This window comes from Desulfosporosinus metallidurans, from assembly GCF_001936615.1.
GTDB classification, from domain to species: domain Bacteria; phylum Bacillota; class Desulfitobacteriia; order Desulfitobacteriales; family Desulfitobacteriaceae; genus Desulfosporosinus; species Desulfosporosinus metallidurans.
The window spans coordinates 40,951-61,698 of the sequence record NZ_MLBF01000012.1; the positions used below are offsets into that span (position 1 = coordinate 40,951).

Sequence of the window (20,748 nt, forward strand, 5' to 3'; positions counted from 1 at the left end):
TTGTTTGCCATCCAACAAATGCTTACAAACACAAAGAGACTACCTTAATCCAAAGATAGTCTCTTCGTTACTTACCTGGCGATGACCTACTTTTCCGGGGGTCTTCAAAACCGGTTTCCTATTGGTTCTGTTATTTTTAGCTTTTAAATCCTTGTTCCTTCATGGATGGATACACTTCATCATGACAGAACGCTACTTTAGGCATACGAGGTTATTAACTTTGTTACCGCCTGTGTTTCACAGACTTTTTAAATTGCCGCGCACATCATAGTTTTCCGGGTCTTGCAGCGCCTTCGGGCCTTCTTCGATCAGCGTCAGCAGCAGCCCTTCGGCAAAACGATCTTGGATATTTCCTTGAACACATTAACCAAATAAAGATTCGATATGAACCTTAATTTCTTTGGCTAGTTCCACGCATTTCGGACTTAAATCAAAGAGGCTTTGCCCTGTAAGATCTGCCTGCACTGCCATAGGGTCATAGGGTAGATATCCCAAGATAGGAATAAAATTCATTTCCCGTTTGATTTCTTCAATCTGACCGGGATGTACTTTATTAATCACGGCATAGACTCGGTTAACCCCAATGTCTTTGGCCAGTTTAACCACTGCATGCGCGGTCTCAAAACTCCGTTTGCCTGGTTCGACGACTACAATAAAAGCATCCACTCCATCCGCCGTTCCGCGCCCGAAATGTTCCAAACCTGCCTCCATGTCCACAATGACGGTTTCATCCCGTTCTAAGACCATATGCTGTAACAAACTGCGCAATAAGGTGCTCTCAGGGCAGGCACAGCCAGCTCCTCCCAACGTTACTGAACCCATCCGTAAAAGTTTGATTCCGTTATGCCTAGCCACATAAGTGTCGGGAATGTCATCCACGTAGGGATTTATACTAAACATCGCCCCAATTGATCCTGGTTCTGCACCAGTGCGTTCTTTAATTAACTTTCTTTCCTCAGAAATGGGAGTGAGCTTGGCGAGTAGCTCTTGAGGAAATCCTAGGGCAGTCCCTAAATTAGCATCTGGGTCAGCATCAACCGCAAGGACATGCTGCCCATCCTGGGTATATAAATGACATAAAAGAGAGGCCAAGGTGGTTTTACCCACCCCACCTTTACCAGAAACAGCAATTTTTACACTCTTATTAGTCACGCTCATTTTGTCGTTTTCCTTCCCGTTAATAATAACCTTCATCAACTCAAGAATTCTGCTTTTAAAACTCCAGATCGGGGCTTTGTAACCCTAACGCTTTTCGTTTTTTGATAATTCGTTGAATTAATAAATGTGCCGCTTTGATGGGGTCTTCCTCATAAATCAGCTTGCCTCCGAACAGTTCATCCGTCGTTACGGCAAAATCTCCTTTATCTGCCGTCAAAGCATTATCCACAAAAGGCGAACCGCTGATCGGAGCGTTGAGACCGATATGAACATCGACACCCTGGGCTATAAAGAATGTGCCAATCGACAAAACCTTTGGACTCTGAGGTTCTGGGCTCGATCCAGCGACCGGCAAATCCCGCACACCGACTCCAACCCGATTGGCTAGGGCAACCAGCAAATCATCCACACGGGAGTTATCTACGCAGCTTCCCATATGCCACGCCGGAGGCAACGAAGGAAGCCCATTGGCTACGCCGATCGTTTTCAGCACGTTAGCAAGTTGAGGACCGCAATACTCGATGCCATCCGGAGACAGAAGACCGTTTTTACCTAAAGAATGTGCCGAGCAGCCGGTTGTTACAATCAAAACGTTATGTTTTAAAAGTTCCTTTGCTACTTCTGTATTAGCCCAGTCTTGTTTCAGTCGCGGATTGGTACACCCGACAATGGCCACCACGCCTAAGATATCCCCGTCTGTGAGCGCTTGGATAAAGGGTTGGAGCGGGTCTTCCTGATTGATTTTCGAAAGCAGTTCGATGATTTGTTCCACGGAAAAGCCGGCATAAGCGTCAACGGTTCCTTTTGGTATTTGTAGTTTAACCAAATCGCGTTCGGTATATCGTCCTAACGCTTTGCGGACGATTTCCTCGCCCATCTTATCGGCATTAGCCGGAGTAAACTCAACGTGGCTAGATCCTTCAATCTTAATCATGGGCAAGGTGGAAATCAGTTCCGTGTGATAACATTCGGCAACTTTTTGCAAGCCCGGCATGATACATTGGGCATCGACAACCATAGCTTCTAAGGCCCCTGTTACAATCGCCAGTTCTTGGCTGGCAAAGTTGGTTGCCACGGAAACCCCTTGCCTCATCAATAATTCATTGGCACTGCAGCATATCCCGATGACATTAATCCCTTTGGCGCCTAGGGTTTTTGCCTCCCCGTTTAGTTTTCGGCTCCATTCCACCACTTTTTCCGAAACCATAGGAATATGGCCGTGAACTGCAATGTTAACATAATCCTCTTTAATGACTCCCATATTGTATTGGGCCTTGACTAACTTTGGTGTGCCAAAAAGGACGTCTGAAAGATCGGTTGAGAGGTGAAGCCCATCATACCCTTCAACTAGGGCCATCGTCATAATTCCGAGAAGGAGGTTGAGTGGATCACTGTCGCATCCCATGGCAGCTTTGTTAATTGCATTGGCAATTTCCAAGTGAGCATTGCGAGGTAGAATGTTTAATTTTCCCCACGTTTCAACGGACTTGTCATGGGCACGTAAACTCAGCCAGTTGGCTACCCCGGACTGTTTCTGAAAATCTTGCAAGGCTATTAGCGCGACTTCCTCTGCCACTTCGTTCATGCTCTTGCCGTCAAGAGTTAAGCCCAAGCCCTGCGCAATTTTCATCAACTTATCTTTGCCTTTAATTTCATAAGGCGCTTTGCCTTCGGCGACTTCCAAAAGGGTTTGTGCCACTTCGCGGGCATGTTCGACATGGGGTGCCGCCCCATCGACAATGAGTGTAAGCAAGTTGCGAGCGACGATTTGATCAGCCGTTGCGCCGCAGACCCCTCGTTTCGCCCCTTTGTCGCTAAAACTTATACGACAAGGTCCCATCATGCAGCGCCGACAACAAACCCCAGCTAAGCCAAACTTACAGCGAGGTTCTTGTTGCCTAGCTCGATCAAATGCTGTCTCAATTTCTTCATCCCGTGCTTTCAAGAGAAGTTCCTGTACCCCAGTATCAATTGTCAGATCTGTAGCCAAAAAGGTCTTAATCATAATCTCCTCCTTAAATTGAGCGATTGCTTTTGTAATTGGACTTTAACAGTTCCACTATTCTGATTATGAAATAAAAGAAATAAGAAAACCGTCAGAATTCTGACGGTTTTCTTATTTCTCATGCAATTCTCTTAGTTTTCTTCCATACAATTTTGTAAGGATTGAATGTCCCTTAGGATAATAGATTTGCGGCTGAGAATTAGGATTTCTGCTTTCTGCCAACGATTGAGGAATGTAGAGGCCGTTTGACGGGATGTTCCCACTGCTAAAGCTATTTCTTCAACTGTTAACCCTAAGTTTACGAGGGTACCGTGTTCCGAAGTCTGGCCTTTTTCCTTAGCAGCTTGTAACAAAAAGCTCGCTAAGCGTTTACCTACATCGCGAAAAACGAGGTTTTCAATAATTCCTAGGGTGTTTGCCAAGCTTTCTCCTAAGACTTTGATCATGCTGATTAAGACAACCGGATCTTGAAGCATAAAGCTGCGAAAGGCTTTAATGTCAATAGTCCAGATGATCGTTTCTTCCATTGCTTCAGCAAAAGTGCCCGAATGGCTACTATAGACATCCCCGGGTTCTAAGAAGGCAATCGTGAACTCCTTACCGTCAGGATAACCGAGATAAATTCTAACTTTGCCCTTAACGACAATTAAAATAAAATCCTCTTGCTTTTCAGGGGTAAAAATACATTCTTTTTTGCGGAATGAACGTTCGTGGGCAGATTGATTCAGTGTGAGTGAATGTTGTTCGCTTAAGACTTTAAGAAGAGGAATTTTAAGCAATTCATCAGGGTTAATTTCAGGTAGCCTAGACTTCACCATTTAACCCCCCCTTATTCATAACCTTGAATTTAATATACAGAGCATATGACATTGCGCAAGGATTGTCAACGTCGCCTTTAAGCAATACTCAGCCTATACTTAAGCGATAGTTGGTTAAATTCTGTGCGGTGTTTACGGCGTGAATCCATTTTATGTATAGATATTTACTATCCCTCGGCTTAAAGATATGATATGGATAAAAAGAACGCAATTCCTCACGGACGACGCTGGCAAAGATGTACGGGACTCTGTTTCCATCATGCCAATTGCTTTTCTGAAATTATCAAGCCTTTGCTTCCAACGCACATCATTATCCATAAGTTTCTCACCTACCTTTTTTGTACTAGTCAGAAAGTATAACTTTCCGGAAGGTCCCTTCTCGCCATCCATGGCCGGCGCATCAGTGCAACTAAGTCTAACCGCCGGCGCCTGAAGGCTTGACGATAGCCAAGTTTTCTATATGATTTTCAGCAAATAGCTCACATTATTCATTATATCCTAAATATGGTATATTTCAATAATCAATCAGTTAATGAACGTTCAACATTCCTTCAACTAACCCCTACTCAAATAAGTTGATCTGCTTAGTCTCAGAAACCCTGAATATTGCTTTTTCCAGCTTTTCATCGATAGATCTTAAGCGCCGTTTTAATATCGCTCACTCAAAGCTCACCTCAATCTTAAAATCGCTGATAGCGATGCGCCTGCTAAACATCTCTTCCCCGATATGTTGATCATCGATGAGCTTATCATCAATCAGTCTGATTCGGAGTTGTTCCATTCCCTGCCCGTACGGGTTGGCTTCTCTGGTACGAAAAAACAGACGGATACCTTCCCAGTCCAGATCGCCAAAGTAGAGAAGGGCAGATCGTCCTCCTTGGCCTTCTTGTCCACCCAACATAGTGGCACTGTAGTCGTCCAAGGCCCCTCGCTCCGTGATTTTATTCCCTTCCCCATAGAGGAGCACATTGACGACCGTTCCTTCGATGTTATTTTTTCCCGTATCTTGCATCAGCTTTCGGAACGTAAACCAAGTGTCTTTATTCTTTGATCACTAAGACGGTAGTATGCTTGCCACGATCATGCAGATATTCGAAAAATGGCTCGGGATTCATAAACACCCGTCTCTGCCGAAAATCTAGGTTAGTGAAATCCCTAGAATTTTCTCCATGGCCACTCAAGCTCATTATATAATCTCAAACGTAAGATTCTCCATATCTCCTTAAATCCCTCTTGAATATTTTCTGCACTATGGCCCAAGGCCCGGAAACAATAAGCCTGCTTACAAATTGCAGTTCCGGCAATCAAAATATTGTAGCGTTCAGCCATATGTTCCAGAAAACCGTTTTCATCTTCCGTGTTTCGCTGCACTAATTCAAGCATCGCCTTTTCCATATTAGGATCAATAGCCCAAAATGTGCCCATATGCGTATAACCATGCATTACGCCAAGCTGCCCATTCCAAGTTTGTAAAAAGGTAAGGACTTTTGGTGGCTCCAGCATAAACCTGTCACTAAAAATTAATTCACCGTCAAGAAAAATATTGGTCTGCTGATCAAGCAAATTATATTTAAACAGCTCTTGCCGGGCTACTCGCCCCGGTGCAGTAATTTCCCAAAAAAATGCTGAGGCTTGGCTTGATATTTGGAGATTCGTACGACTAAATAAACATGATTCGGCAAAGGGTATAACTACTTCTGGCATGTATTCCAGTCTCGCCCCTTGTTCAACAATCAAGGTTGTAAATACCCTCGAGAGATTTCCTTGCGGTGAGCGAAAAACCTTTGTCGCCCCTTGACCGAAAACAACCGCCTGAGCATCCTGCTTGAGCCGCACTAAAATACTATGCTGGTCTCCTTGCAGAAGACCAGCAGCAGGATTCATGATATAGAAAAAAACCTCTTCCCTGTCAGTAAAATAGAGCGGGTTTGAAGCCCGGAGCGGCATTCTCTGGCGAAGAGAACTGATAATACTCCTACCGTTATCCTGCTGGACTTCAACTTGAAGAATACCGTGTTTTAACGGTGCATTCATTTGATATCCTCCATGATAACGTTTTTCCGGATCCACAGTAAGACGTTATCTAAGCCCTCTTCAGTTTTTAGATTGGTAAACAAAAAGGGGCGTTCACCGCGCATTCGCCGGGAATCTTGGGCCATCACTTCCAAGCTGGCCCCGACATGAGGAGCCAGATCCGTTTTATTGATTATCAAAAGATCTGAACGGGTAATCCCAGGTCCCCCTTTTCGAGGAATTTTTTCCCCTTGGGCTACGTCAATTATATAAATCGAAACATCTACTAGTTCAGGACTAAAGGTAGCAGCTAAATTATCACCGCCACTTTCCACAAAAATTAGTTGCAGATCCGGGAATCTTTCCTTAAGGGTATCAATCGCTTCCAGGTTCATAGAGGCATCTTCCCTTATAGCTGTATGGGGGCATCCTCCCGTTTCCACTCCAAGGATTCGATCCTGTGGCAAAATACCATTACGGCAAAGGAATTCAGCATCTTCCTTAGTAAAAATATCATTGGTTATAACAGCCTGACTATACTCTGCCACCAGATAGCGTGTTAATTTTTCGACAAGGGCAGTTTTCCCTGAACCAACAGGACCCCCAACTCCGATACGAATCGGCCACACTAAAAAACACCTCCTTCAAGACATAAAAATACGAGAATATAATCTCTCGTGAGCCATACCTGCCCAATCAAAGGCTGGCGCACTGCCACCCCAATCTTTTGCAGTTGCCGTTGTTACCCATTGAATACAGGTATCAAGCAGTGGTTGAAGGAGCGCAAGCACCTGCTGTCCACTAGTCTGGCCTAACGGAATAGCCCGTACGCCATTCGCAATAAGCGACGCAGTGGTCATATGGGCAACTGCAGCGAGTAATAACGTTAAATCAATCCCTGCGCCAGCTCCATAATGTCCCAAAATAATGGCATGGTGACCAAAGGGAAAGTCAACTTTTGAAAGGTAATTGGCATCGATTTCAGCGAGTAGTTGTCGAAGCCTTCTACCCATCTTAACACTCCCTTCCCTGCTTTCAGACGGTAACTTCATGGCATTTAACCGTTTATCCAGTAAATAGAGGTGCTTCATGTCGGATTGTTGTGCGGCTTTCCAAGCGAGTTTTACCGCTAGTAGATCCGTTGGTCGCCAAGTGAAATAGAGAAAGGTCTGCATAAACTGGGCTAATTCTTGCTTGGTTTTAATGTCACCGTCCTGAATAAACGTCTCAAGTCCGAACGATTGAGTAAAGCCACCAGAAGGAAAGGCTGAATCTGCTAACTGCATTAAGCGCAATCCTATTTCCAAAGAGGGTTGGTTAATCATGGCGCAAAAGCCCCAGCTTCTTTAACTGGGGATAACCCTAGTTTAGCGAGCTGCTCTTGTAACACCAGATTATAGGGAGTAATAACAGAATTACTTTTCAGCTCAATAGGGGCATGCATATTACCGATAGCATGTGCAGCCAATCCCATTTCCCTCATATTCCTGACTGGAACGAGCAAAACAGCCTCTTCTTTTACCCTTACGACTATGAGATGATTTTCTTCTCGGTAAAGAATATCGCCAGGATGTAAATGTCCACTTTCAAGTTGTATTCCTATATCTCTGCCCACATCGGTTGTTTTACGCAGAATCCTTTTCTGAAGTTCATCCCAGGAAAGAAATAGCTGTTCTATGGTAAAAGCCTCTTTTTCGCGCTGATGATCCTGTTCCAAGTCAGCAAGTTTTCCAATCACTTCAGTCACTATCATAGATTTCAAACTCCTATCAGCTTTCGTCCAAACTTAAAACAAAAAGTACCGCTGTGCCAGAGGCAGGATATCGGCTGGTTCGCAAGTAAGTATTTCTCCATCTGCGGTCACTTGATAGGTTTCAGGATCCACATCAATGCGCGGTGTAGCAAAGTTATGTTTCATGTCAGCCTTACCAATTTGACGACAATTCTTCACCGGAACAAGTTGCTTATCCAGTTTTAGCTCCTTAGCTAACTTTTCCGAATCAGCTGCTTGGGATATAAATGTTACAGAACAAGCGGAAATCCCTTTACCAAACGCAGCAAACATTGGCCGTTGGATAACCGGTTGTGGTGTTGGAATGGAGGCATTGGCATCTCCCATGGCGGCATGCATGATAAACCCACCTTTGATCACCATCGCAGGTTTTACACCGAAAAACTTCGGATTCCACAGCACAAGGTCCGCTAATTTACCCTTTTCAACCGAACCAACCAAATGGCTGATTCCATGAGTAATAGCAGGATTAACGGTATATTTACTAACGTAACGTTTAATCCGGTTATTGTCATTATTTATACTGTCAGACTCCAAGGGACCACGCTGAATCTTCATCTTATGCGCTGTCTGCCAGGTCCTAATTATAACTTCTCCGACCCGTCCCATCGCTTGAGAATCAGAAGACATCATGGAGATGACGCCTAAATCGTGTAAAATGTCCTCAGCCGCAATCGTTTCTGGGCGGATACGGGAATCAGCAAAAGCGATATCCTCAGGAACCTGTTTATCAAGATGATGACAAACCATTAACATATCGAGATGCTCTTCCAGTGTATTAACCGTAAACGGCCGGGTAGGATTGGTTGAGGAGGGTAAGACATTGGGCAAGGAGGCAATTCTAATAATGTCCGGCGCGTGCCCTCCTCCTGCTCCTTCAGTATGAAACGTATGGATCGTACGCCCGGCAATCGCAGCAATTGTATCTTCAACAAAGCCAGCTTCATTAAGGGTATCCGTATGTATGGCCACCTGAATATCATATTCATCCGCAACGTTTAGGCAGCAGTCAATAGCTACAGGAGTAGATCCCCAATCTTCATGTAGTTTTAGACCTATTGCTCCGGCTTTAACTTGGGCTATCAGCGGTTCCGGACAAGAATTATTCCCTTTCCCGAAAAAGCCCAGATTAATCGGAAACCCCTCGGCAGACTGTAGCATCCGATATAAATTCCATTCACCCGGTGTACAGGTTGTAGCATTGGTTCCAGCAGCTGGACCGGTTCCGCCCCCTAACATGGTTGTAATACCGGAAGCAATCGCTGTTTCGATCTGCTGGGGACAAATAAAGTGAATATGACTATCAACCCCGCCTGCAGTCACGATATAGTTCTCTCCGGCAATCACCTCGGTGCCTGCCCCTATTGGAAGGTTAACCCCAGCCATCGTCTTGGGATTTCCTGCGTGACCAAGACCATAAATACGTCCTTCCTTAATCCCTATGTCAGCCTTAATAATCCCCCAGTGGTCAACAATCACTGCATTTGTAATGACCAAATCCATAGCCTCAGCCAAAGCTTGTGGGTCTTGCCCCATACCATCGCGCAGGACTTTACCACCCCCAAATTTTGCTTCATCACCGGGACTGGTATAATCATTTTCCACTTCCAACCATAACTCTGTATCTGCTAAGCGGATTTTATCGCCAGTAGTTGGTCCATACATATCAGCATGTTGACGGCGTGACATGCTTAAAGTCACAGTTCTCCCCCCTAACTTTGTTAATAGTTACGATTAGTAAATTTTACGTTCCTTCTTTATATAAACCCTTGCTGTTTAGCTTGTTCGATACATATCGTCTTGTCCCTACAACCAGCCGTTAAGTTATTTGCTCCAAACCAAGGACCCTGACCTGAAAATTGAACAAGCCTAATCGTACGGCTTTCTCCCGGTTCGAAACGAACAGCGGTCCCTGCAGGAATGTTTAAACGCCTGCCCCAAGCTGAGGCTCGATCAAAGACTAAATACCTGTTTACTTCGAAAAAATGATAATGAGAACCGACCTGGATAGGGCGGTCGCCAGTGTTTTCAACCGTTATTGTTTCTATAGACAGGCCTTGATTCGCTTCAATGGTTCCCTGGGCCAATTTATACTCTCCAGGTATCATAGCTCTGACCTCCCCGACAAACGGATAGGATGATGTACAGTAACTAATTTCGTCCCATCAGGAAAAGTTCCCTCAACCTGAATTTCCTCAATCATTTCAGGGATTCCCTCCATAACCTGGTCACGCGTCAGGATCTTAGTCCCCATCTCCATGAGTTGGGCGACAGTAAACCCATCACGAATTCGCTCCAGCAGTTCAGCGCTAATCAAGGACACTGCTTCTGGATAATTCAACTTCAATCCGCGATTTATACGTTCACGTGCTACCTTTCCTGCTGTATAAATCAACAGTTTATCTTTTTCAGTCGGACTTAGATGCATCGTCTAACCTCCCGTCCCTCGTTATTCCTCAAATGGCCATCCGTTTCTGAATTTCCTCCTGATTTATTTCTTTAGTAAAGCCTTTGGTCACAATTAATCCTTTTTCCATTACGTAATAATAATCTGAGACATCAACGACAAACTCCAAATACTGCTCAACAATCAGAATGGTTAAATTCGCTTCATGATTCAATTGTTTAATGACCCGGCCGATTTCCTGGATTACGGACGGCTGTATCCCTTCCGTAGGTTCATCCAATATTAATAGTTTAGGCTTAGACACAAGAGCCCGGGCAATAGCCAGCTGCTGCTGCTGCCCTCCGCTAAGGTCTCCCCCTTTTCTTTTAAGCATGGTCTTCAAAACCGGAAATAATTCATAGATCGTTTCGTCAATACTTCCATCCCCTCCGCATGCCTCAAGACCTAGTAAAAGGTTTTCATGGACAGTTAATTGAGGAAAAATATCCCTGCCTTGCGGAACATAGCTAATCCCTTGTCTAGCCCTAAAATAGGTAGGCTTCGTAGTGATTTCCTTGCCATTGAACTTAATACTCCCTTGAGGGGTCTTAACCAATCCCATAATACTTTTTAAAAAAGTTGTCTTTCCTACCCCGTTTCGGCCGAGAAGGCAGACGATTTGTCCTTTGGGCACACACAAGTTTATATTGTTAAGAATAATTGTTTCCCCATAATAGGCCTCCAGGTTTGCTACATCAAGCATCGCGTTCCCCACCCCGTCCCAGATACACATCAATTACTTTTTGATTATTCTGAACGTCATAAACACTGCCCTCATCCAATATTGCCCCTTCATGGAGAACCGTAACCTTACTGGCATAATCCCTGACAAATTCCATGTCGTGTTCGACAACAATAATAGTACAATCTTGAGCTATCTTTTTTAAAAGTTCCCCGGTCTTATCTGTCTCCGCCCGACCCATTCCGGCAACTGGTTCATCCAGAAGCATTAGTTTAGGCTCTTGGGCAAGCAGCATACCGATTTCCAGCCACTGCTTTTCACCATGAGATAAGGCTATCGGGGTGTTAAATCTTTTTTCATACAAACCAATCGTGACTAAGATATCTTCAATTCTCTCGATCTGCTCCTTTTTCAGGCTATGAAACATGGAAGAATACAGCGAACGATCCTTCACGACAGCAAGTTCCATGTTTTCATAAACGGTCATGTTAGTAAATACGGAGGGTACCTGAAACTTCCTTCCTATTCCTATATTGACAATCTCATGCTCTGAATAGCGGGTAACGTCTACATCAAAAAACATAACTTGCCCAGACTGAGGCTTAACCCGACCGCAAATAGCATCAAGCAAGGTTGTTTTTCCAGCACCATTCGGTCCGATAAAAAAACGAATCTCACCTTTCTCAATCCCGGTATTCACCTTATTAACTGCCTTAAAGCCATCAAAACTTACGGTTAGATTATCAATCTGTAATATCGAATCCACATCCCCACCGCCCTTCGATTTCTAATATATCCTTTGTCCTGCCTGGTTTGATTTAGGTGATTTTGTTTATCAAGCCGCCTTATCCGTATTTATCTGCTGACCACCTTTATGTGCTTGATTACCAAACTTCCCTGCAATTTTCTTGATCAGTCCGACAATACCGTTAGGCATAAACAAGACTATGAAAATAAAGGCAAACCCAATAAAGTAAGACCATACATCAGGGAAACTTTCACTGATCCCGCTTTTCAAGGCATTCACAAGTATGGCCCCAATAACAGCGCCGATCAATGTTCCGCGTCCACCAATTGCTACCCAAATAATCATTTCAATAGATGGCACTATACCCATTTCGGCCGGGGAAATAATACCAACCTGAGGTACAAAGATTGCGCCGGCAAGCCCTGCTATGGCTGCAGATAGACAGTAGACAAATATCTTATACGTTGTAGGATTATACCCCGAGAACCTGACTCTGTTTTCTCCGTCCCGGATGGCTACAAGGATCCTGCCTAATCTTCGTTTAATCAACAAATTACAAAATACATAGATCAAAACAAGGAGGCCTATCGAGATGTAATATAAAACAAGCTTCGTCGAGCCATTGGATAACGAAAAGCCCATGATACTTTTGTAGTTTGTCAGGCCGTTTGTTCCACCGGTATAAGCCTGTTGCCCAACAAAAAGAGTAACGAAAATAATGGCTAAGGCCTGAGATAAGATGGAGAAATATACTCCCCGGATACGGTTCTTAAACGTTAAAAACCCAATAAAAAACGCCAATAGAGTCGGTACTAGAATTGCCATAGCTATTGCAAAAAAACTGTTGGAAAAAAGTTTCCAAAACCACGGAAGTCCTTCAAGCCCGCTCCAAGACATAAAATCCGGTAGTTTTCCGTGGGCAGCCTCTAACTTCAGATACATCGCCATGCAGTATGCCCCAAGCCCGAAGAACACCCCATGTCCAAGGCTTAAAATCCCCGTAAATCCCCAGATCAAATCTAAACCAATTGCCAAAATAGCATAGGCAATAAATTTTCCCAGTAAATTCACTCTGAAATCGGATAAAAACAAGGGAGCTAAGACTAAACCTAAAATGATGATGGAGAACACTAATTTTTCCTTTGATTTTATCAAACTTCGGGCATCGAACATCGAGCTTCGAACATCAACCATTGTGTTCTGTCCCCCTTTCCGTAAAAATTCACCCTATTCGTCTAACGAACGGCTACTGATGTTAAACAACCCTTTGGGCCTCCACTGTAAAAATGAAATAATTAAGAGAAAGACAAGTACCTTAGCAAGCGAGGTATTAGTGAAAAATTCAAGCGTGGTATTGGCTGTTCCGATTAATAGTCCACCAGCTACTGTTCCCATGAGCGTTCCTACTCCGCCAAGCACGACAACCATGAACGTATCTACAATATAATTAGTCCCTAAGGTGGACCCGATGGAACCCAGCAAGGTTAAAGCACACCCGGCAATTCCCGCAAGCCCTGAGCCAACAGCGAACGTGTAAGCATCCACCCTTCTCGTGTTAATTCCCATACACTCCGCCATTTCCCTATTCTGCATGACCGCTCGGATTCGTCGTCCAGTTTTACTTTTATAAAGCAGTACAAACATGCCAACGAGACAAGCAAGAACTAAGGCGATAATAAACAAACGCTTATAGGGTAGTTGCAGCCCTTGGCGTATAACAAGTCCGCCGTCCAACCAGCCTGGGCTTTTAACATCGACATTAGGCGCTCCAAAAATACTTCTTGCCAGTTGCTGAAGCACTAAACTGACACCCCAGGTTGCCAGTATGCTATCCAGCGGTCTATTGTAAAGATGGCGTATCACTGTCCCTTCCAGAACCAATCCAATAAAACCGGCAACGATAAACGAAGCTGGAATAGCAAGAATAAAATATAATCCAAAAAGACTCTTATCTATATGCGCCATAAATAGATTTTGAATGAGATAAGTCACATAGGCACCTATCATAATGAACTCACCATGAGCCATATTGATAACTTTCATCAAGCCAAAGGTAATGGCAAGTCCTAGAGCGGCGAGCATTAGAATCGAGCTGACGCTGATTCCATTAAAGATTTGAAGGGTATACGTTCCCATTTTTCCACCACCTTTTCATGAGCGTATTAGTAGCAACGGTGCAGGTTTATTTGACCTGCACCGTTAAACCACAGCTCGCAATGTTTAGTCACTAATTACTAAGACCCTTAGCCCAATCGTATGATTTCAGGAACGGATCCGGTTTGACTGTCTTTTCTGTGCTCCAGATCTCCTTAATCAAACCATCTTCAGTGACCTCACCAATTCGTACAGGTTTCCAGAGATGTTGATTTTCACCCTCGATTTTAACCAGACCTTCTGGGGCCTTAAATTCAATTCCTCTAGCAGCTTCCTTTACCTTAGCCACATCCGTTGAGCCTGCTTTTTTAACCGCTGCTGCCCATAAGTACACTGCGTCATAAGCAGCTTCGATAGGATCATCCGTTACACGGTCTGCGCCATATTTTGCTTTGTATTTCTTAACGAATTCTTTGTTCTCAGGCGTATCTGTCGTTTGATAATAGTTCCAGGATACCAGCTGACCCTTCATGTTTGCCGCGCCAATACCGCGGATTTCTTCTTCAGCAATACTTACCGAAAGGGTTGTCAGATCTTTGGAAGTAATACCAGCATCCTTAAGTTGCTTGAAGAAGGCGACGTTACTGTCCCCATTTAACGAATTGAACACAACATCCGGCTTGGAGGCGTTGATTTTATTGATAATGGTACTATAGTCAGTATGTCCCAGCGGTGTGTATTCTTCAGCAATCACTTCGCCGCCCATAGCTGTTACTTGAGCTTTAATAATCTTATTTGCGGTTCTTGGGAACACATAATCAGACCCTAACAGGAAAAATTTCTTTCCTTTATTTTTAAGCAACCAATCAACAGCAGGAACAATCTGCTGATTGGGAGCAGCCCCAGTGTAAAAAATATTGGGTGATGCTTCCATCCCTTCATATTGAACAGGATACCAGAGCAAGCCATTGTTTCCTTCGAACACCGGCAGGACTGCCTTACGGCTTGCCGAAGTCCAGCAGCCAAATACGGTGGCCACCTTATCTTGTTGTAACAGTTTCTTAGCTTTTTCAGCAAAAGTAGTCGGGTTTGATGCACCATCTTCGATAACTGGCTCAAGTTTTTTACCTAATACCCCACCAGAGGCGTTGATTTCTTCAATCGCCATCATTTCTGAATCTTTAACGGATACTTCACTGATTGCCATCGTTCCACTTAAAGAATGTAAGATCCCAACCTTAATTGTATCTCCTTTACTAGCGGTTTCTGCTGGTTTGCTTGTCTGACTGGCTCCACATCCAGTCAGCAGTAATCCTGCTATAAGTGTTACCGAGATTATCCCAGTTGCAGCACGTTTTCTCATTTTTAGTGAAAAATAATTTTTCATAACTTACCCCTCTCCTAATCCTTGATCTTTTCCAACATGACTGGCCAGGATCGATGTTGAGATATTTCGCTAGCGCTAACGTACTAACCAAAAAAGCGCTGTAAAGAATGTTTGGCATCCTAGTGGATACTGTTCATTCCTCACAGCGCCGTTGCTGGTTAAAAATTGAGTAACTCTATTTGTAACCATTCTGCCATTTATCCCTATAAAATTATACATTAAAAAGTAGCTATTTCCCCCTAAAAAACCGGAATGGAAATTTTGCAGGAATGATTCTCAGGCCCCTAATTTTCTAAACTGCAGGGGTGTATAACCAGTATAGTTCTTAAACAGACGGCAAAAATAATCTGGACTGCTATAGCCAAGTTTTTCGCTTATTTCATAGTTCTTAAACTCACCGGTTCCAAGCAGATGCTTGGCATATTCCATTTTGATTTTTGTCAAATAGTCGTTAAAATTAACGCCAGTTTTTTGTTTGAAAATTTTCCCCAGATAATCTTTACTCACATATATCTCATTAGCAACCAATTCAAGATTGATATCTCTGTCAATATGATCAGTTATATATTGACACGTCTTTCTGACAATACTTTCGCTTCGATGAAGCTCATATTTCCTTATAACTCTGATCAGACCCCTAATACGGCTGAGAAACTCTGACTTCATACCACACATGGAATTGATATGAAGTAAAACATTGCGAAAAGCAGCTTCTTCAACCTTTTGGAGCCAGGAGAACTCCTTATACATCGCCCCGCTTAGGTTTAAAAGCATGATTTCCAGCAACTTAGCTGTTTTAAACAGGTCTTGATCCAGCAGCTTAGCTAATTCAGAAAAAGCAGTTTCTGCTTCAGCCAGGGCCGCTAAATTTCCTGCTAAGATGAGATCTGCTATTCTTTCTTCTCGTTTTTTCGGATAAAAATGCGTCAGGCTGTCTTCAATCAACCTACGTTCTTCTTCTCCTCTTATTCTCTGTTGATTTTTTTCATCTAAATATTTTTTTGCTCTTTCCAAGGCTTCGCTCAAAACATCATCTTCTAAAGGCTTGGTTATAAAGTCAAAGGCACCCAAGCGTATCCCTTGTTTCGCGTACTCAAAATCACTATGCGTACTAAGTAAAATTGAACAAACATCCCATTTCCTGAATCTAAGCTCACTTAAAAACTCTATCCCATCCATACCTGGCATCTTAATATCCGTTATGACAAGGTCAATTTGACCAACTGAAAGCTTCCTCAAAGCTTCTTTACCATCACTTGCTTCCTCTTCCACACTAAATCCATAGTTAGCCCACTTTTTATATCTCTTTAACATATACCTTACCACTTTGTCATCATCGACAATTAGCACTTTAAACATTTGCTTAACCCCCCTGTCTAGGCAGTCTGGGTTCCTCTCGTTTCGGCAATTAGTCTTTTTAAATATTCAGCAGCTTCTTCAAGATTGTACGTGGAGATTTTTTCATTCAGTTGGCTGTAGTCTAGACTACTCAACTCTTTCTTGAGAAAATATTTACAGGACGCATAAACAGAGGAGGCCTCTGAATCTCCCTCTTCCAATAGCTTTACTAATTTAATTAACTGATTTCGGATATTATGATTTTCTCCAATAATCACTTCAGGTTCTACTGGTAAGCCAGCTACAAACTGAGCCACACGGTTACAACTTTCTTTTAAGGCTATTTCAAACTGATGTTTCTCCTTATAGATCTCCTCTTCATCCCGGTAGTCTACAGCATTTTCTAGACGTAGCGACGCTTCATTAAGCTTGATTGCTCCAATGTTTGCTGAAATTCCCTTGAGCACATGTAATAGTTTCTTTGCTTCGTCAAAATTACCGATCGCTAAAAACTGATTTATAGTGTTATGGTCATTTTCGTGGTTTTCGATGAATCTTTCGAGAATATGTTTATATTTTTCTTGTTTGCCTCCCAAACGCTCGATACCGCTTTTATAATCGATCCACATTTTCTGATCGGGGGCTGGAACATTATCTTGTGGCAGGAGGTCGTCAGTCGTTTCAATGCCGAGACAACGTTTTAAAATTTCAATCAGTTTCAGAGGATCTAACGGTTTGGTTAAATACCCGCTCATTCCTGCCAATTTAGCCTTTTCAGCTACGCCTTCAACTGCATCCGCAGATAAGGCGATGATAGGCGGAGCCTCATGCCCTCTTATCTCTAAAATACGACGCGTTGTTTCATACCCATTCATTTCAGGCATACGAATATCCATCAAAATAGCGTCATAGCGTGTTCTGCCGGCCATTTGAACGGCAGCAAAACCGCGCTGGGCAGTGTCAGTATCAAACCCTAAATTTTCAAGAATCTCTTTGGTCATTTGTAAATTAATTTGATTATCTTCTACTAATAGAATTTTTTTAGCAGTAAACATGTACTGGTTCAGTTTGTCTTCTTTCAGAGGTACCAATGCTTGATCGACAATTCCCAAGTTCGCAGTAAAACTAAAGGTTGACCCCGTCCCTACGACACTACTAACACTAATTTCCCCTGCCATAAGTCCTACAATTTTTTTACAGATAGCAAGCCCTAAGCCGGTTCCCCCATATTTTCGTGAAGTTGAGGCATCACCCTGTGTAAATACCTCAAACAGACGCTTCATTTGCTCCTCAGATATGCCTATCCCAGTATCTGAAACGTTAAAGCGAAGTTGAGCCTGATTGCCATCTTTTCTTAAAACTTCAACTAAAACCTCAAGTTCACCCTTATCCGTGAATTTAATCCCGTTAGCTAAGAGATTTAAAAGGACTTGCTTTAATCTTGTCGTATCCCCTTTTACATAAAGTGGAACATCCGCACGGATTTCATAGCGTAAATCCAGCCCTTTGCGCCGGGCTTCTATTTGAACCATACTGCAGAGCTCCTTGATTGTCTCGTAGAGATTAAATTCAACAGCCTCTAGGGTCATCCGGCCAGCTTCAATTTTCGAAAAATCAAGGATCTCATTGATGATTCCTAATAGACTTTTAGCTGCCATACCTACATTTTGCATATATTGTTTTTGTTTAGGTGCAAATTCAGTGCTATTAAGTAAATAGTGATAGCCAATGATTGTATTTAAGGGGGTTCTTATCTCATGACTCATATTGGCTAGAAATTCACTTTTGGCTTCATTAGCCTTCTCTGCCTCTTCTTTAGCAACTTTCATCTTATCTTCAGCACATTTCCTTTTGACTAATTCCTCCTGAAACGACTGATATAAGTCATTGAATGTCTTGGCAAGTAACCTGAGTTCCAGAGAGCCCTCCGGCACCAGACTAAAATTTTCCTTGCTAAATGAAAACACCTTCATCAACAGTTCCGTATAATTCTTGATCGGATACGTTACTTGGGTAAATAGAATGCGCAGTAATCCCGCAACCGCGCAGATGATAATTGCAGCAAGGACTGCTTGCAAGATCGCTGCCCTATTAGTAGCATTTCGAGCAATCTCCAGTTCTGCTTCCAAGCGGACATTCATGATTTGTTGGAATTTTGCTATGGGGTTCATGATACTCCGCTTGTCAAAGTCATACTTTTCATCAAACATGATGTTCCGCGCTTTGGTAAGTTTATCCTCAGTACTTAACTTTTGATCTTCCACACTCAACCGGAAGGAAGCCACTTCAGGCGGCATTTGCTCCTCCTGCACCCCTAAAGCATCAAGTACCAGCCTCATCGAACGCCTTTCAGTATCCACTAGCGCATCTGAGTTCTTTTTCGCCTCAGCTAACAGTGCCATTTCTTCACTCGGAGAATTTAGCTCCCCAAGTCGTGATATCACATTATCCCGCGTTTTGGTAACGTTGATTTCCTTCCAGTATTTATTCATATGAATCTCATCTCTTGTTACCGCAAACTTACGCGCTTCATCTGTTAAATAATCCGAAGCATTTGCTAAAACGATGCCAAGTTGTTTGAATTCAGTCCTTCTCTTTTCAGCAGTCTGTTCATCTTTAATACTTGAACTCATGTATAAAATACTACTGCCCAGCAGTATGGAAATAAAAAAAAAGATTCCTAACATCAAGGCACTAATCGTAGATTGTTTAATTAAGATTTTTGAGGGCAATTAAATCACCTCCGTAAAAAAAAGGCAGCGGAGTCAGTTTGACGCTTCAAACCGGCTCCGCTGCCTTGTCGATCAAGATTATTAATTTATTATAGGATAAATATTAGTCCTTTACAACGGTTACTCTACAGTTATACAAAACACAAGACGAGTTTCATTTGTTATACTTGTTTTAGAATAGGTACTCATATACAATTTATACGTTATGCGCTACAAAAAGATTTATGGAGTTGGTCTCTTTGAATTTCACCCAGTCACTAAACCAGCCTGAAATACTACTCGTGGATGATACACCAGAGCACATTGAAACTGCTGTAACTGTCTTACGTGAAAATAACTTTCGTGTCCGGATTGCCACCAAAGGAAGCACTGCTTTTAAATTAATCGAGCAACATCAACCTGACCTCATCCTTTTAGATGTCTATATGCCAGAGATGGATGGCTTTGAAATCTGTCGAATTATTAAAACCGAAAGTGATTTTAGCAGCATTCCGATAATATTTTTAACATCTAGTAATGATGCAGAAAGTATTAAAAAAGGATTTGATCTAGGGGCCCAAGATTATGTGGTTAAGCCCTTTAATACCTCGGAACTGCTTGCCCGCGTTCATACCCATATCAAGCTTAAAAAGCAGACAGAATCCTTATTAAAAGCCAATCACGAGCTTGATAGCTTTTGTTATACGGTTGCCCATGACCTAAAAGCCCCATTACTATCTCTTAGTAAACTCACAGAATATCTTGATTTGGATTACTCAGACAGGTTGAATAATGAAGGACGGGAATTGATAGATAACATTCAGGATAAGTCAAAGGAAATTATTCAGCTTGTTGACCACTTGCTCGAACTTTCGAGAATGAGTGAAATGCCAATGAATATAGAACCCATAAATTTAGAACAGTTATTTTGGGAAGTATATGCTGAACTTATTAAGCTTGAACCTCAAAGAGATGTCAAATTTACGATTCAGCATCTCCCCACTATCCAAGGTGACTCTGTCATGATCAAACTACTCGTTATGAATGTCCTCTCTAATGCTTTAAAATACACACGCAATCGAAAGGAAGCATCTATCGAAGCCACGGCCATGGAAAATGAAGCTGAATTCATTATCTCAATAAAAGATAATGGTGCAGGATTTGATATGCGTTACGCCTCTAGGTTATTTAGCGTCTTTCAAAGGCTTCATTCTCAAAATGAATTCGAAGGTTCCGGTGTCGGACTGGCAATAGTCCAAAAGATTTTAAAAAGACATCATGGTTTAGCTTGGATGACAGGAAAGGTCGATGAAGGGGCAACGTTCTACTTCAGTTTCCGCAAGGATTAATATATCTTTATGAACCGCACCACCTTATACTCATAGTTAAGAAAGAAATTCGTTTTATGAACATCTTCTTTAACGATGACTCCCTCTCCAAAAATTCTATGTTATACCACTAACCCGACGACCAAATCGCTCTGGAGGGTTGACGCTTCCTTGAGGATAATTTCATTCGGATTTTTACCTTGCATAACAAGAGCGACTCGCGAACAA

19 protein-coding genes are annotated in these 20,748 nt (G+C 42.8%); 1 reads left to right on the forward strand and 18 read right to left on the reverse strand.

Features of this window, described 5'->3' with window-relative positions; translation table 11 throughout:
- Positions 1-363: 363 nt before the first annotated feature.
- The 18 genes from DSOL_RS10005 to DSOL_RS10090 all read right to left on the reverse strand — a co-directional run bounded on the left by DSOL_RS10005 (position 364) and on the right by DSOL_RS10090 (position 19,213).
- Positions 364-1,194: an ATP-binding protein gene (locus DSOL_RS10005; protein ID WP_235838767.1), complete on the reverse strand. Its 831-nt coding sequence runs from the start codon at positions 1,192-1,194 to the stop codon at positions 364-366.
- 19 nt (positions 1,195-1,213) lie between these two features.
- A complete protein-coding gene (gene cooS, locus DSOL_RS10010; protein WP_075364724.1) occupies positions 1,214-3,163 on the reverse strand; it encodes an anaerobic carbon-monoxide dehydrogenase catalytic subunit in 1,950 nt (649 codons plus the stop codon).
- 131 nt (positions 3,164-3,294) lie between these two features.
- On the reverse strand, positions 3,295-3,981 hold the full coding sequence (locus tag DSOL_RS10015) for a Crp/Fnr family transcriptional regulator (RefSeq protein WP_075364725.1): 687 nt from the start codon (positions 3,979-3,981) through the stop codon (positions 3,295-3,297).
- Positions 3,982-4,639: 658 nt separating this feature from the next.
- A complete protein-coding gene (locus DSOL_RS10020; protein WP_075364726.1) occupies positions 4,640-4,993 on the reverse strand; it encodes a hypothetical protein in 354 nt (117 codons plus the stop codon).
- Positions 4,994-5,136: 143 nt separating this feature from the next.
- Entirely contained in the window at positions 5,137-6,015 is an 879-nt protein-coding gene (locus tag DSOL_RS10025; protein WP_075364727.1) for an urease accessory protein UreD, read from the reverse strand.
- Complete coding sequence (gene ureG, locus DSOL_RS10030; protein WP_075364728.1) at positions 6,012-6,623, reverse strand: urease accessory protein UreG; 612 nt, start codon at positions 6,621-6,623, stop codon at positions 6,012-6,014. Before ureG ends, DSOL_RS10025 begins: the two co-directional genes overlap by 4 nt.
- A 15-nt stretch (positions 6,624-6,638) precedes the next feature.
- Complete coding sequence (locus DSOL_RS10035; protein ID WP_075364729.1) at positions 6,639-7,319, reverse strand: urease accessory protein UreF; 681 nt, start codon at positions 7,317-7,319, stop codon at positions 6,639-6,641.
- Positions 7,316-7,747 carry an urease accessory protein UreE gene (locus DSOL_RS10040; protein WP_075364730.1) on the reverse strand — a complete coding sequence of 144 codons (432 nt, stop codon included), beginning with the start codon at positions 7,745-7,747 and terminating at the stop codon, positions 7,316-7,318. The genes DSOL_RS10035 and DSOL_RS10040 overlap by 4 nt, the downstream gene beginning before the upstream one ends.
- A 33-nt stretch (positions 7,748-7,780) precedes the next feature.
- Complete coding sequence (ureC, locus tag DSOL_RS10045) at positions 7,781-9,487, reverse strand: urease subunit alpha (protein WP_075364731.1); 1,707 nt, start codon at positions 9,485-9,487, stop codon at positions 7,781-7,783.
- A gap of 56 nt (positions 9,488-9,543) precedes the next feature.
- Positions 9,544-9,894, reverse strand: a complete 351-nt coding sequence (locus DSOL_RS10050) for an urease subunit beta (protein ID WP_075364732.1) — start codon at positions 9,892-9,894, stop codon at positions 9,544-9,546.
- Positions 9,891-10,214, reverse strand: a complete 324-nt coding sequence (locus DSOL_RS10055) for an urease subunit gamma (RefSeq protein WP_075364733.1) — start codon at positions 10,212-10,214, stop codon at positions 9,891-9,893. The genes DSOL_RS10050 and DSOL_RS10055 overlap by 4 nt, the downstream gene beginning before the upstream one ends.
- 28 nt (positions 10,215-10,242) lie before the next feature.
- Positions 10,243-10,935: an urea ABC transporter ATP-binding subunit UrtE gene (urtE, locus tag DSOL_RS10060; RefSeq protein WP_075364734.1), complete on the reverse strand. Its 693-nt coding sequence runs from the start codon at positions 10,933-10,935 to the stop codon at positions 10,243-10,245.
- On the reverse strand, positions 10,928-11,680 hold the full coding sequence (urtD, locus tag DSOL_RS10065; protein WP_075364735.1) for an urea ABC transporter ATP-binding protein UrtD: 753 nt from the start codon (positions 11,678-11,680) through the stop codon (positions 10,928-10,930). Before urtD ends, urtE begins: the two co-directional genes overlap by 8 nt.
- 69 nt (positions 11,681-11,749) lie before the next feature.
- Positions 11,750-12,856, reverse strand: a complete 1,107-nt coding sequence (gene urtC / locus DSOL_RS10070; protein WP_075364736.1) for an urea ABC transporter permease subunit UrtC — start codon at positions 12,854-12,856, stop codon at positions 11,750-11,752.
- 33 nt (positions 12,857-12,889) lie between these two features.
- Positions 12,890-13,798 carry an urea ABC transporter permease subunit UrtB gene (urtB, locus tag DSOL_RS10075; protein WP_075364737.1) on the reverse strand — a complete coding sequence of 303 codons (909 nt, stop codon included), beginning with the start codon at positions 13,796-13,798 and terminating at the stop codon, positions 12,890-12,892.
- A 91-nt stretch (positions 13,799-13,889) separates the two neighbouring features.
- Entirely contained in the window at positions 13,890-15,119 is a 1,230-nt protein-coding gene (gene urtA / locus DSOL_RS10080) for an urea ABC transporter substrate-binding protein (protein WP_075364785.1), read from the reverse strand.
- 300 nt (positions 15,120-15,419) lie between these two features.
- On the reverse strand, positions 15,420-16,502 hold the full coding sequence (locus DSOL_RS10085) for a response regulator transcription factor (RefSeq protein ID WP_075364738.1): 1,083 nt from the start codon (positions 16,500-16,502) through the stop codon (positions 15,420-15,422).
- A gap of 17 nt (positions 16,503-16,519) precedes the next feature.
- Positions 16,520-19,213 carry a hybrid sensor histidine kinase/response regulator gene (locus DSOL_RS10090; RefSeq protein ID WP_235838763.1) on the reverse strand — a complete coding sequence of 898 codons (2,694 nt, stop codon included), beginning with the start codon at positions 19,211-19,213 and terminating at the stop codon, positions 16,520-16,522.
- 239 nt (positions 19,214-19,452) lie between these two features.
- Between DSOL_RS10090 and DSOL_RS10095 the strand changes: the two genes are divergently transcribed.
- Positions 19,453-20,541 carry a response regulator gene (locus DSOL_RS10095; protein WP_235838764.1) on the forward strand — a complete coding sequence of 363 codons (1,089 nt, stop codon included), beginning with the start codon at positions 19,453-19,455 and terminating at the stop codon, positions 20,539-20,541.
- The last annotated feature ends 207 nt before the right edge of the window (positions 20,542-20,748 follow it).